Source organism: Segetibacter koreensis DSM 18137, from assembly GCF_000374045.1.
In the GTDB taxonomy this organism is placed as follows: Bacteria; Bacteroidota; Bacteroidia; order Chitinophagales; family Chitinophagaceae; genus Segetibacter; species Segetibacter koreensis.
The window spans coordinates 58,160-72,643 of the sequence record NZ_KB893386.1 but is presented as its reverse complement, the minus strand read 5'-3'; the positions used below and the strand labels follow the sequence as shown (position 1 = coordinate 72,643).

General features: G+C 37.6%; 12 protein-coding genes. 6 read left to right on the top strand and 6 right to left on the bottom strand.

What is annotated here, in order from left to right; all coding sequences use genetic code 11:
- From metX to pheS, 3 genes are all read left to right on the top strand, one after another.
- Entirely contained in the window at positions 1–1,020 is a 1,020-nt protein-coding gene (metX, locus tag B154_RS0126555; protein WP_018617397.1) for a homoserine O-acetyltransferase MetX, read from the top strand.
- 192 nt (positions 1,021–1,212) lie between these two features.
- A complete protein-coding gene (locus B154_RS0126550) occupies positions 1,213–1,836 on the top strand; it encodes a 7-carboxy-7-deazaguanine synthase QueE (RefSeq protein ID WP_018617396.1) in 624 nt (207 codons plus the stop codon).
- 132 nt (positions 1,837–1,968) lie between these two features.
- On the top strand, positions 1,969–2,997 hold the full coding sequence (gene pheS / locus B154_RS0126540) for a phenylalanine--tRNA ligase subunit alpha (RefSeq protein WP_018617394.1): 1,029 nt from the start codon (positions 1,969–1,971) through the stop codon (positions 2,995–2,997).
- 33 nt (positions 2,998–3,030) lie between these two features.
- Here the strand turns inward: pheS and B154_RS0126535 are convergent, their stop codons facing one another.
- The 6 genes from B154_RS0126535 to B154_RS29870 all read right to left on the bottom strand — a co-directional run bounded on the left by B154_RS0126535 (position 3,031) and on the right by B154_RS29870 (position 11,032).
- Positions 3,031–3,906 (bottom strand): YicC/YloC family endoribonuclease, encoded by an 876-nt coding sequence (locus tag B154_RS0126535; protein WP_018617393.1) that lies wholly within the window; start codon positions 3,904–3,906, stop codon positions 3,031–3,033.
- Between the two features lie 167 nt (positions 3,907–4,073).
- Positions 4,074–5,045: a 2-dehydro-3-deoxygalactonokinase gene (locus tag B154_RS29875; RefSeq protein ID WP_018617392.1), complete on the bottom strand. Its 972-nt coding sequence runs from the start codon at positions 5,043–5,045 to the stop codon at positions 4,074–4,076.
- Between the two features lie 160 nt (positions 5,046–5,205).
- The gene (locus B154_RS0126525) at positions 5,206–6,519 is read right to left on the bottom strand and encodes an MFS transporter (protein ID WP_018617391.1); all 1,314 of its coding nucleotides are present in this window, start codon (positions 6,517–6,519) and stop codon (positions 5,206–5,208) included.
- Between the two features lie 63 nt (positions 6,520–6,582).
- Positions 6,583–7,731: a galactonate dehydratase gene (gene dgoD / locus B154_RS0126520; RefSeq protein WP_018617390.1), complete on the bottom strand. Its 1,149-nt coding sequence runs from the start codon at positions 7,729–7,731 to the stop codon at positions 6,583–6,585.
- Between the two features lie 12 nt (positions 7,732–7,743).
- Positions 7,744–8,373 (bottom strand): bifunctional 4-hydroxy-2-oxoglutarate aldolase/2-dehydro-3-deoxy-phosphogluconate aldolase, encoded by a 630-nt coding sequence (locus B154_RS0126515; protein ID WP_018617389.1) that lies wholly within the window; start codon positions 8,371–8,373, stop codon positions 7,744–7,746.
- A 229-nt stretch (positions 8,374–8,602) separates the two neighbouring features.
- Positions 8,603–11,032 carry an alpha-amylase family glycosyl hydrolase gene (locus tag B154_RS29870; RefSeq protein WP_018617388.1) on the bottom strand — a complete coding sequence of 810 codons (2,430 nt, stop codon included), beginning with the start codon at positions 11,030–11,032 and terminating at the stop codon, positions 8,603–8,605.
- Positions 11,033–11,259: 227 nt separating this feature from the next.
- On the opposite strand from B154_RS29870, the gene ligA reads away from it, so the two are divergent.
- Genes ligA through B154_RS0126495 form a run of 3 tightly spaced genes read left to right on the top strand, consistent with a single transcriptional unit; the run spans position 11,260 to position 14,441 of the window.
- A complete protein-coding gene (gene ligA / locus B154_RS0126505) occupies positions 11,260–13,383 on the top strand; it encodes an NAD-dependent DNA ligase LigA (RefSeq protein WP_018617387.1) in 2,124 nt (707 codons plus the stop codon).
- Positions 13,384–13,385: 2 nt separating this feature from the next.
- Positions 13,386–14,051 (top strand): DUF2461 domain-containing protein, encoded by a 666-nt coding sequence (locus B154_RS0126500; protein WP_018617386.1) that lies wholly within the window; start codon positions 13,386–13,388, stop codon positions 14,049–14,051.
- Between the two features lie 12 nt (positions 14,052–14,063).
- A complete protein-coding gene (locus B154_RS0126495) occupies positions 14,064–14,441 on the top strand; it encodes an MGMT family protein (protein WP_018617385.1) in 378 nt (125 codons plus the stop codon).
- Positions 14,442–14,484: the final 43 nt, after the last annotated feature.

The window sequence follows — 14,484 nt, the reverse complement described above, 5'->3', positions numbered from 1 at the left end:
ATGAATTATTTCAATTCTGATGAGCCTTTTATAACTGAAAGCGGTGAAACGTTACCAACGTTAACAATAGCTTATGATACTTATGGTGCCCTCAATTCTGAAAAGAATAACGTGGTATGGGTTTGTCATGCGCTTACCTCAAACTCTTCAGTTACCGAGTGGTGGCCAGGTGTGGTTGGAGAAAATACGGTAATTGACCCTGCAAAATATTTTATTATCTGTGCCAACATACCTGGTTCCTGTTATGGTAGCACTGGTCCTATCAGCATCAATCCTGGTACAGGACAACCCTATTATAGCGATTTTCCCATGATTACAATAAGAGATATTGTAAGAGCACTTATAATGTTGCGACAACATTTGCAGATCGATAATATTTTTTTATTAATGGCGGGTAGCATGGGCGGCTACCAGGTGCTTGAGTGGGCTGTTATGGAAAAAGAAAGGATTGAAAATCTTTTCCTGATAACTACCTCCGCTGCCGAAAGTGCGTGGGGAATTGCAATACATACCGCGCAGCGGCTAGCTATAGAAGCTGACAGTACCTGGAAAGACAAAAGTGCGACAGCAGGCAAGTTTGGCTTAAAGGCTGCGAGGGCTATCGGTTTGCTCACTTATCGTAATTATAAGATATTGGTAGAAAAACAAACGGACCCTGATGTTGAAAAGATTGATAATTTCAAAGCATCCTCTTACATAAATTACCAGGGCGATAAGCTGGTAAAGCGTTTTAATGCGCAAAGCTATTGGTTACTTACAAAGGCCATGGATAGCCATAATCTAGCCCGGGGCAGAAATAAAACGATTGATGAGGTATTACAAACGATCACTCAAAAAACTTTAATAATGGGGATTACGAGTGATCTTCTTTGCCCTGTAGATGAGCAGAAGCATATTGCCGACAGCCTTCCCAACGCTACTTATATTGAAATAGATTCCTCGTATGGTCATGATGGATTTTTAATAGAATATGAAAAAATCTCTTATTATCTTTCAAAGTGGCTGTCTGGTTTAAAGTAGCTTTTGGGGCGTCAGCAAATCTTATATATGAGGCAATTGACCTGTATCTCATTTTTACCGCAACTTTTCATAGCATGTTTTCGCGAGCAGATTATAAATTTTAGCTAAACCTTTTATTTTCTTTGCCCAAACCTCCCTCCGGTAGGTAGGACGTTTAAGATTGTCTGCCAACTTATCGCTTATTTTTGCAAAATGGATTTAGCCCAAACATCTCTAGAAACAACACTTCCTGTTATGGAAGCTTTTTATACCATCCAGGGAGAAGGTTTTCACCAGGGACGGGCAGCTTATTTCATTCGCCTCGGCGGATGCAATGTCGGTTGTTTTTGGTGCGATGTCAAAGAAAGCTGGGATGCAGACAAGCATCCAAGAGTACCTATAAATACTATTGTACAGCAAGCCAGACAACAACCGGGCAGACTGGCGGTGATAACAGGTGGCGAACCGCTAATGCACAATTTGGATGAGTTGACCTGGCGATTACAATCAGAAGGTTTTGAAACAAATATAGAAACCTCAGGCTCCTTCGCATTAAGCGGAAGCTGGGATTGGATATGTGTATCTCCCAAAAAATTCAGAGCGCCGACACCCGAAGCGCTAAAAGCGGCTAATGAATTAAAAGTAATTATTTACAACAAAAACGATTTTTCCTGGGCGGAAAAAAATGCAGAACAGGTAAGTGAAAACTGCAAATTGTATCTTCAGCCGGAATGGGAGAGGGCTTCCATTATGACTCCTTTTATTATTGATTATATTAAGCAAAACCCTAAATGGGAGCTGAGCCTTCAAATACATAAGTATATTAACGTGCCTTAATTTGTACGCGCTTCATTAGGCCTGTCCAAACGAACGCTTTTTCTTTTTTCCTGATTAACCGTTTCAAAATAGGTTCGTATTTCCTTTTTGGGTTTTAGGTAAGGATTTGTCAACTTATTATATCTTCGCAATATGGATGAATTGTTGCAGCAAATAGAAAATTATAAGCAGGAAGTTACTGCTTATAATGCATCAACGCAAGATGAACTGGAAACTTACCGTATAAAGTTTCTTGGAACAAAGGGCATTGTAAAAACAGTATTGGGAGAAATGAAAAATGTTCCCAACGAAAGCAAAAAAGAGTTCGGCCTTATTTTAAATGCTTTCAAAGTTTTTACCGAAGAAAAATTCGAACAACTTAAAGAAAGTATTTCTGCAAATGGTCAACAAGTTTCTTCTAAAATTGACTGGTCGCTTCCTGGTGACCCTGTTCCTGCAGGTACAAGACATCCTTTGAGTATTGTTCGAAACCAAATGGTTTCTATTTTTAAAAGATTAGGCTTTGCAGTAGCGGAAGGTCCTGAGATAGAAGATGACTGGCACAATTTCACTGCTCTCAATTTGCCCGAAAACCATCCCGCACGCGATATGCAGGATACATTTTACCTGCATCAAAATCCTGATTATCTCTTACGTACACACACCAGTAGTGTTCAGGCACGTATTATGGAAAAACAAAAACCACCAATTCGCATCGTTTGTCCGGGTCGTGTTTACCGCAACGAAACTATCAGTGCAAGGGCGCATTGCTTCTTTCACCAGGTAGAGGGTTTGTATGTTGATGAAAATGTAAGCTTTGCAGACCTGAAACAGACTTTATACTTTTTTGTAAAAGAAATGTTTGGAGATGCAAAAGTTCGCTTCAGGCCGAGTTATTTTCCTTTTACCGAACCAAGTGCAGAAATGGATATCAGCTGTACAGTTTGTGGAGGCAAAGGATGCAGTTTGTGTAAGCATACAGGTTGGGTAGAAATACTCGGGTGTGGCATGGTTCATCCTAAAATGTTAGATAATTTCGGCATAGACTCAGAAAATTATACAGGCTTCGCATTTGGAATGGGAGTAGAAAGAATTTGTCAGCTAAAATTCAGGGTAAATGATTTGCGGCTGTATTCTCAAAATGATATTAGGTTTTTAAGACAGTTTACAGGAGCGGTTTAAACCTTTAGGTATTATTGGCTGTTGTTTTTTCAATTATAAAACATTGAGCACCTGTTCTTTTGCTTTTTCTAATTCATCTTTCATAAGCACAACGCTTTTTTGTATTTCAGAGTCGTATGCTTTAGAGCCTGTAGTATTTATTTCGCGGCCGATTTCCTGCAAAATGAATGAAAGTTTTTTGCCTTTACTTTCATCAGAATCATTCAAAATACTCTTGAAATAGTTGCAATGATTTCTTAGCCTTACTTGCTCTTCAGTAATATCAATCTTCTCTATGTAATAAATAAGTTCTTGCTCAAGGCGGTTAGAGTCATAATTTTCTTTGCCTACATTATCTTCAAGAGTCTTTACTAATCCATCTTTAATTTTTTGTTTGCGAAGAGGTTCTAAACCCGCAATTTTTTCTGAATGAATAGTAATATTTTCAATTCGCAATAATAATTCCTCTTCCAGCGATTTTCCTTCATTAACCCTATGTTCTTTTAACTGCTCAATAGCACTTTGCAAAACAACTTCAAACCCTTTCCAGTCTTCATCTGACAAAACAATGTTTGAGGGTGTGATTACTTCCGGAAGTTTAAGCAATGCACTTAAAACATCTCCGGGATTTAAATTTAACTCCTGCGATAATTCAGCAATTGGTTGATAATATGCTTTTGCCAGCTCCTTATTAATAGTAACAGGTTGTGCTGCGCCGTTTTGCTTTATGTAAATAATACACTCAACACTGCCTCTCATAAGTTTTTCCTGCAAAATATTTCGGATATCAAACTCAAATGGTTTGAGTAAAGCAGGAATATTAATCCTTAAATCAAATTGTTTTCCGTTAAGCGATTTTACTTCTACCAAAAAAACTTTATCGCCAACTGCCTGCTCTGTTCTTCCGAACCCCGTCATTGATTGAAGCATACTTATACTATTGTAATGGGGTAAAAGTAAAGGAATTTACTTTTAACTAATAATAGATATTTGACAAACTAAATTGAAAGTTTTCATAATGTTTACATCAACAGTAATAATAATTCGATTTTTAGGTTGGGAAGAAGAAATGGTTTTCGTTCTATTTGAGATGATTCTTATATTCCAATCACTTTTTTGTACACTTTATTTTGCCCTTTTATTAATGCCGCATCAGCATTTATACTTGCTATAGCTGCACCTTCGCCCGGTAGGCCAAGAATATGTAATGCATCTATATACTGATTATTTAAGGCAGCATTTCCAACTATTGTTATATTTCTTGTTTCACCGGTTATGTCTTTCAGTTCGTTTCCGATAAGTAGGCCACTTAGATAAAAATAATTTTCTTCTAAAGAATATTTTTTAAACAATTCATTTGTTCTTACAAGGAAGCTGCTGTGCAAGAGGTTTGAATGTAGGCTTTCCTTTACTCCTTCCGAAAAACTTTGTATGTTTTGTTCTGATTGCAGTGTCTTTCCTTTTTTAATCGAGACAGCTAAAATGCTTTTGTTAGATAAGAGTTCAAAAAACTCTCCTGTCATATAGGTTTTAAAACCTATCACCTGTCCGTTCTTTACTTCAATGTGTTTGGGATGAGTGCCTGGTAGAATATAGACATGCTCGTTATTATTACCTTCAACAGCGCAACCAATTATCTTTGTTTCTTCTCCACGAATAACATCATCTTCACTTCTTACCCCAGATATAATTGCAATTGTATGCTTCACATATTCCGATGCGTCTGTGATAAATATTTCCAGGTCTTCCCCACTTGTTGCAAAAGGAAGATTTTTATAAGGCAGATCAACCATGCCAATAGTTGAAGATGCCATGCCGGAAATAATTATTGGAACATTATTTAGAGAATTATTCGATTTTTCTTCGATCGCTTCAATATGTTTTAAAATGATATCAAGATAAAAAGACAATCTTTCATCTTCATTCTTCTGGGTTTGCTTCCATAGCCTATATGTTTCTGCTATTCCTTCTTTGGAGTTTTCCTCCTCAATTACTGTAAGGCTTTCAGCTTCTATAAGCCTTAGTCTAAAAGTGGAAGTTCCCCAATCGCAGCTCAAAAATTTATTCATAAATTCTCTTTCAATAAGAAGCCCTTTTAGAAGTTTTTATTACCGACAAAAGATGCCCGATAATTTACTGATGCATTAAATGCGTCGCAATAATATTGCCATGAAAAATAAAAGTTGGTATTCAAAAAATCCTTTTTAAGGAATAATAGCTGCAATAAAATCAGGATGCTTTTTCCTGTTCTGGCTCAATCCTTTCTACCTTTCCTACAAGAAAAATATATGAACACGCACCAATAAATGCTACCACAGCAATAAAAATAAGCGATCGGGTAAAGCTACCTCCTCTCGATAAAAAACCAATAACAATTGGAACAATAATAGAAGCTAAACCACCGATAAAATTAAATACACCGCCTGTTAACCCGATCAAATGTTTTGGCGCAAGGGTTGAAACAAAAACCCATGTGATAGAAGCAAATCCGTTACCAAAAAAAGCAACAGTCATAAAAAAAATAATGAGCGCAGTGCTGTTTACATAATTAGCACCCACAATTGAAACAGAAAGTAGCAAGCCAATAATAACAGGACTTTTTCGTGCAATGCCAACTGACACTCTTTTTTTTATTAAAAAATCAGAAAGAAATCCTGACAGTAACAACCCGGCAAACGCAGCAAGAAACGGAACGGAAGCCAGAAAGCCGGAGGTGAGAAGATTTAGGCCACGATACTTAACAAGATATGTAGGAAACCATGTAAGAAAAAACCAAAGAGTAGAATTGACAGCAAATTGGCCAATATAAATTCCCCAAAGTTTTCGATGTATAAAGACTTCGCGGAGGTTATGCCATGCAAATGGTGATGCACCTGAATTTTTTGCGGCTGCTCTATTAATTAAACCACCACCTTTTTCTATATAATCCAGTTCTGCTTTATTTGTTGCAGAATGTTTTATAGGATCACGATAAACAAAATACCAGATAAGGCCCCATATTATTCCAATGGAACCGGTAATGATAAATAAGCCTCTCCAGCCGGCAAAATGTTCTATGGCTGCAAGGGCAGGTGTTAAAAAAGCAAGGCCCAGAAATTGTCCCGACGTGTAAACGGCAATAGCTGATGCTCTTTCATTATCAGGAAACCAACTTGTAACAATACGGTTATTGGCAGGATAAGCAGGCGCTTCAAATGCGCCTATTGCCAGTCGAAAACCAAACAGCCCTGCAAAACCTTTCATTATTCCCTGCAAGAGAGTTGCTGCTGACCAAAGAATTAAACTGAGTGAATATAAAAGACGCGGCCCAAAACGATCAACCAGAATACCACCCGGAATTTGAAGTGCAGCATAAGTCCAGCCGAAAGCAGAGAAAATAAGGCCAAGTTGAACAGAAGTTAAATGTAACTCATTACTGATAGCAGATGCTGCAACAGAAATATTACTTCTGTCCATATAATTAATAACAACACTTATAAAAATAAAAGCAAGAATACGAAAACGTATACGGGTTGGTTTAAGATCAGTTACGGCATTTTTCATCAATTATCTCTTTTTTCAAAAGAGCAAAGAATTATGTTAGTAGCTATCGAAAATTTAATAGTGTTACCACTCTGCTACACTTCCGTCTGTATGTCTCCAAAGTGGGTTTCTCCAGTTATGGCCTATCTCTGCCATTTTTCGAACGTGGTTTTCATTTATTTCTATACCCAGCCCCGGAGCCTCTGGAATTTTTACATATCCATTTTCATATTTAAAAACATCATTTTCCATAAGATAATCAAGCAGGTCGGTACCCTTGTTGTAATGAATACCAAGGCTTTGTTCCTGTATAAAAGCATTGTGACATGTAGCATCTACCTGCAGACATGCTGCTAATGCAATAGGGCCAAGAGGACAGTGAGGAGCCGCAGCTACATCAAAAGCCTCAGCCATGGAAATGATCTTTTTGCATTCTGTAATACCACCAGCGTGGGAAACATCGGGCTGAATAATATCAACATATCCTTGTACCAGCAATTTTTTAAAATCCCACCTTGAAAACATTCTTTCACCTGTGGCAATAGGAATAGATACATGATTCGCAATTTCTCTAAGGGCCTCATTATTTTCGGGAAGCACAGGTTCTTCAATAAACATAGGGTGAAAGGGCTCAAGTTCTTTCGCCAATATTTTTGCCATTGGCTTATGAACCCTGCCATGGAAATCTACCCCTATACCAATATCAGCTCCGACAGATTCTCTTACTGCAGCAATACGCTTAACCGCCGCATCAATTTTTTTATACGAATCTACATATTGCAGTTCTTCTGTTGCATTCATTTTGACAGCAGTAAAACCTTTGTCAAACATTTCTTTTGCAGCAGCACCTACTTCGGCTGGCCGATCGCCTCCAATCCATGAATAGACCTTTATTGAATTTCTTACTTTTCCACCTAAAAGCTGGTAAACAGGCGTGTTGAAATATTTTCCTTTGATGTCCCATAATGCCTGGTCAATACCTGCTATAGCACTCATTAAAATAGGACCTCCACGATAAAATCCGCTTCTGTACATCACATTCCAATGATCTTCTATGTTCATTGGATTTTTTCCTATAAGGTATTCCATCAACTCATCAACTGCTGTTTTTACAGTTGCGGCCTTTCCTTCAATTACAGGTTCACCCCACCCTGCAATGCCTTCATCAGTTTCTATTTTCAGAAACAGCCAGCGTGGTGGCACAAGAAATGATTCGTATTTTGTTATCTTCATAACATTGTTAATTTATAAGGAATTTACGGCCTTTATAAACTTGCTGGCTTTATCTGTAAGCTGTAGCAGATAATCTTCAGTTACCTCTTCTTTTGTATCTACTAATGCACTTGCAATGCCAAAGGCTACAGCACCTGCTTTTTGGTATTCAGCTATATTATTCAAATTAATACCGCCTGTAGGCATAAGCGGTATATGAGCAAGGGGACCGCGAATGTCTTTAATGTATTGAATGCCAGATGAAGCCGGAAAAACTTTTATAAGATCCCCACCATTAGCATAAGCCGTTAATATTTCGGTAGGGGTATAAGCACCTGGTATACTAACAATACCGTATCGTTTTGTTGTCTTAATTGTTTCTATGTCTACGGTAGGGGAAATTATAAATTTAGCTCCAGCCGAAATTGCTGCTCTTGCAGTTTCTGCATCCAACACGGTTCCTGCCCCTACCAGCACCTGGTTACCTAACTGATCTGATACCTCTTCAATAACTGACAGAGCTTTTGGCGAGTTTATAGTAATTTCCAACGCCTTTACTCCACCTTTACGCAATGCGTTTGCAATCTTTAATACATCTTTTGGATTTGCACCTCGTATGATCGCTACTATTTTCGTTTCAAGAATTTGAGATAATGTTGTCATGGAAACTTCTTTTAGTTCAAACAAAAATCACTTATTAACGTCCTTAGAAAAACCGGTTCTATTTCTACGGCTGCAAGGTATAATAACCGCTAATACTTTACTCACGACATAAATATAGCTTCTCTTTCGTATAGATCTTCTAATTTAATATTTACGTCAGACAAGGCAGCTTATCTAATGAATAAATTTCTGAGAGTATTTCACAGGTTTGGAAATAAAGAAAAACTTTTTACCGCAGCCGATTTAATAAAACGACATTTGAATACGTGTACTTACCATCAACATCCACCAGCTTTAACCTGTAATACAATTTTTTATGCTTTTTTACAGCTATTAGACTTTTATCATCGTAATGGTAAGTAAGCTGGCTATCTGATGTATTTTTAGCTGAAACTGTGCCTACACGAGTAAATCTCGCGCCATTAAACGAGCGCTCTATAACAAAAATTTTCACGTTAACCTTGTTAGAAGTTGCCCAGGTGAGTGAAATAGAATTACCACGACGTTGGCTTTTAAAAGACAAAAGTTTTAAAGGAAGCGTGCTAAGAAGAATGTCTGCATTTCTATTTATATAAACATAATATTCTCCCGGTTGCAGTGTTATATTTTCTGCTGCTCCCGTAGCGGTTCTTGTTCCTCCTGATAAATAGTTGTACCAGGTTCCTGCATTTTGAAATGTAACTGTAGCTGTAGCAGGCGCCACATCAAAATTACCAATTACGATTATTTTTAAAGAATCTGAATTTACTTTCAACCATTTAAATCCACTAGTTAAATCATACGAAATATCATTTGTTATAAAAGTTGGTAAAAAGTTTGAAACATTACGCAGCTTAAACAAGCTGGCATACACATTATACAAAGCCCTACAATTTGAATCTGAAAAATAATTCCAATGTATTTGCTTAGGACTAGTGCGGCATTGATCACTTATTGTACCATTTTCACAACTATTAATTGAATAATCGTATCCCAATTCACCAAACTGCCATATCATTTTAGGTGCAGGCATTACAGCCCAAAAAGCGGTTGCCATTTCATTTCGCTTCAATGCTGTTTTTACATCTTTTATATTATATGATCCATTTTTGTTTCCATACTGCTCATTTTTAAACATCAATCTTTCTTCATCGTGACTTTCCTGGTAAGTAACCAGGTTGGCTTGTCTCCAGTTTCTTGCTGTGTAAATACCTGCGCTAAAATCCCATCCATCGCTGTAGCCCATTGTGGCCTGGTTAAAACTATAATTCAAATTTCCCCAGAGTAACATTCCCTTATTTGCATATATGGTTTCCTCACTGTTATCTGCAAACATCTCCAGGATACAAAAACTGCCCGGCGAAATTTGTTGCTGTTGTTTATAAATTGTATCCCAGAGATTAATACGGCTTTGGTCATAGGCACTCCATGCGTTCACGTCACAGTTGTTTCCTGTAGCATCGCATGTCCTTTTTTGAGTAAAGCCTTTCGCCTGGTCAAAACGGTAGCCATCAATGTGATAATTAGTGAGCCAATGAGCAAGTACTTTCCGGGTGAAGTCTTTGGTAGCAGCACTTTCATGATTAAATTGGTAGCCAACATTGTAAGCATGTGTAGGATATTGATTAAACCATGGACTATTTGCTGCAGGAATATTATTAGAAGTATCAAAGTACATTTGAACCATAGGAGATGAACCAAAGGAATGATTTAATACCATATCCATTATTACAGCTATTCCCTGTTTGTGACATTCGTCTATAAATGATTTTAAAGCAAGTTCTGTCCCATAAGCTTTATCAGGCGCAAAATAAAAATCAGGATTATAACCCCAGCTATTGTTTCCTTCAAATTCATTAAAAGGCATTACTTCAATCGCATTTACCCCAAGCCTTTTTAAATACCCAATTGAGTCTTTTACCGTTTGCCAGTTTTTTTCTGCAACAAAATCTCTTACCAGTAATTCATATATTATAAGATTTCTTTTATCTGGCCTGGAAAAATCAGTGACCTTCCATTTATACAGAGGTTTTGCGGTTTGGAAGACACTTACTATCCCGGTTGTTTTACCTTTTGGATAATGTTTCAAACCAGGATAAGTAGTTGCAGGAATGTGTGGATCATTTTCAGGATCTAATATTTTCTCTGTCATATAATCTGCAACCTTTAATGATTCATCTACAAGGTACTGGTAAGCATACTCTTTACCTGCCGTCAAGCCTGTTACTCTCAGCCAATAATAGGTACTGTCGGGCGTTCTGTGCATTTGATATTTAGCTGTTGCTACCCAGCGATTAAAATCACCAATAACGGAAACATTATTTTTATGAGGAGCAAAAAGAACCAGGGTAACAGAAGTGTCACCAGGTTCGTAGTTTATGCCATCTTTTACGCCAGCAGGAAGAGGAGCGATAGTAACAGCATCGAACATTTTATCTATAGTGGAAGAAGTCTGGAGAGCCTTATCAGCAAAGTCATGGAATTTGTCGAGACTATTTTCCTTAATTGTTCCCCCCGGTTTGTTAGTAGTATTGGTATTGGCAAATAAGCGGGTAAAGACGTGGTGTACTGCTACTTTGCCTGGCTTTGTAATTGTATCGTTGATCTGTGCATTAATTTCACTATTGGCACAAGCAGTAATAGCTAAGACTAGAAAACTTGCAAACCAAAGTTTTTTCATAAATCGCTTTTTATTGTAATGTCCGCCTTTTATTATAGAGTAAAAACAATTTAAGAGTTTACGCGAACCTATCTAAATCAAAGATAATTGTAGTTTATCAGAGAAGTCGTGTTGAGCAAGTGAGTAAAATTACAAGCAAGTAACTGTCTAACAAAAGCTTCCTACGCCAATCATTTCTATTTGTTATGCGCTCCTGTTTCTGCTAACTTTATCGCCAATTTTAAACTATGTATTCTAACCAGGAAATAGCAGAACTGCAGAAGCTTACCAGGAAATTAGCCGAAGGAAATTATACAGAAAAGGCTTTTGAAATTGTTGAAAACCTTCGCAACGTCCTTAGGTTTCATGAGTACAGGTATTACATTTTGAATGATCCGCTTATTTCTGATCCGGAATACGACCAGTTATATAAGTTGCTTGAGAAAATTGAAAAAGCACATCCCGAACTCGTTACGGTTGACTCTCCAACACAAAGAGTTGGCAGTAGCCTCAATCCGTCGTTTAGAACAGTAGCTCATTTGGTGCCTATGCTTAGTCTCGAAAACAGCTACAATGCAGATGACTTGATCGATTGGGACCGGAAAGCGAAGGAAGTAGCACGAAAAGATGAGCTTGAATATTGTGTAGAACCAAAGTTCGATGGAGCCAGTATTTCATTAATTTATGAGAATGATTACCTGGTTAGAGGAGCAACAAGGGGCAACGGTATGGAAGGTGATGATATAACGACCAATATCAAGCAAATTCGTTCCATTCCGCTTACTGCTTCTTTTTCCACTTATGGAATACAGCAAATAGAAATACGCGGTGAGATCATGATGTCAAAAAAAGCCTTCAAGCAATACAACGAGCAGTTGGCAGAGCAAAACATTCCCCCGCTTGCTAACCCTAGAAATGCAGCCTCAGGTAGCTTGCGTATGAAAGACCCTAAAGAAGTAGGTCGTCGCAAACTCGAGGCTTTTTTATATAATGTAAGTTATTATACACGTACAAACGAAACTGTTTCCAGAGAAAACGAAGTATTGCTGCATACCCATTCCGGTATCCTCCAAATGTTATGGAACGTCGGCTTTAGAAGTCCTGTAAACGAAATGAAAGTGATGAAAGGCATTAACCGTGTAATTGATTATTGTAAGGATTTTGAAGAAAAGAGAAATGACCTGGCTTATGAAATTGACGGAATGGTGATAAAGGTAAATGACCTTGATCTGCAGGATAAAATGGGAATGACCACGCACCATCCACGCTGGGCAATTGCTTATAAGTTTAAGGCACGACAAGCAACTAGCAAACTACGCAACGTAGAATTCCAGGTTGGAAGAACAGGTTCAATAACTCCCGTAGCAAAAATAGATCCTGTATTTATTAGTGGCGTTACCGTTGGTTCCATATCGTTATTTAATGAAGATGTAATAAAGGAAAAGGATTTGAGAATTGGTGACACAGTTTTGGTAGAACGTGCGGGAGATGTTATCCCGTATATTGTAAAATCGTTGGCGGAAGTGAGAGATGGCGATGAAAAAGAAATCGTTTTTCCGAAAAAATGTCCTGTTTGTAAAAGTGAATTATATAAAGAAGAAGGCGAAGCGGCTTGGCGCTGCATAAACATTGAGTGCCCTGCCCAGGTAGTGGAACGTATGATACACTTCGCCAGCAAAGATGCTATGGATATAAGAAGTTTTGGAGAAGCTAACGTCAGAAAATTTTACGAGTTAGGATTACTAAAAGATATACCGGGCATTTATACGCTTGATTTTACTGCTATAGGTAACATGGCCGGTTTTGGAAAAAAATCAATAGAAAATTTGCAATCAGCTATTGAAGAGTCAAAAAACCAGCCTCTTAACCGCTTGATTTTTGCATTGGGTATTCGATATGTTGGAGAAACAACGGCAAAAGTATTAGCGAATTCCATCAATCACCTTTTCGATTTAAAAGAGTTTTCTGAAGAGAAACTGCAGACACTTGAAGATATCGGGGTAAAGGTTGCAAAAAGCGTTCATACTTTTTTCCAAAATGAACAAAATTTAAAAATGCTGCAACAACTGCAGGAGTTGGGTGTTGAGATGAATAATAAAAAAAATGATATTGTTGCAAAAGGCGAACTGAACGGACAAACCTTTTTGTTTACAGGTACGCTAAATAAATTAAAAAGAAGTGAAGCAGAGGAAAAAGTGGAGCAACTGGGAGGAAAGATATTGGGAAGTGTCAGCAGTAAATTAAATTACCTGGTGGTTGGTGAAGATGCAGGAAGTAAACTGGAAAAAGCTAAAAAGATTCATACGGTAAAAATAATCAGTGAAGATGATTTTCTTTCTTTAGTTGATAAACATACGAAGTATAAAATATAGACATGCTACAACAAAGTACCCTGGCATTTATAAAAAAGCTTACTAAGAATAACAACAAACTGTGGTTCGAAGAAAACAGGCACTTGTTTAATGATGCAAAAGACGATTTTGAAAAACTGGTATCAGGTATAATTACATCGTTCGGAAAAGTTGATTCAGATATAGCACCATTACAAGCAAAGAATTGTATTTTTCGTCAATATCGTGATATTCGATTTAGCAAGGATAAGACTCCATACAAACATCACATGGGTGCAAGTTTTGACAGGGATGGTAAGAAATCCGGCTTCGCCGGATATTATTTGCATATAGAACCGGGAAACAAAAGCATGGCTGGTGGCGGCATTTGGATGCCCGAAATCCAGCAACTTAAAAAGATCAGGCAGGAGATCGATTATAGCTGGGACGAATTTCGTGATATAATTCAGCAAAAAGACTTTAAAAATATATATGGCGAGCTAGAACAGGGAGAATTTAAATTGAGTCGTGAGCCGAAAGGATATGAAAAAGATAATCCTGCCATAGAATATTTAAAATTAAAAAGTTTAGTGGCGACCCAAACACTTACAGATGAAGACCTGGTTTCAAAAGATCTGCTTCAAAAAATTGTTTCAGCTTTTAGTGCGCTGATGCCGCTTATTAAATTTATAAATCGTTCTTTAGAATAAGCGCAGTGCAAGATGAAAAAGAACAAATCCTCTTTAGAACTTCCCATAGACAGTAACAGTAAAAATTATACTTTTTTTCAAAACGTATGGGATGTTGTAAGACAGATACCGGAAGGGAGGGTTACAAGCTATGGTGCTATTGCGAGCTATCTCGGTGCAAAATCATCTTCACGAATGGTCGGTTGGGCCATGCATGGAAGTTTTATTATAACACCTCCTGTACCTGCACAACGCGTAGTAAACAGAAATGGTATGCTGACGGGTAAAGTACATTTTGCCACACCAACATTAATGGAAGAGCTTTTGCATAAAGAAGGAATAAGGGTAGAAAAAGGTAAAATCGTAGATTTCGAAAAAGTATTTTGGGACCCTGCCATTGAATTAGGATAGGTATTTACATACTTGTAACATTGCTAATAAAAGGATTCGGAGC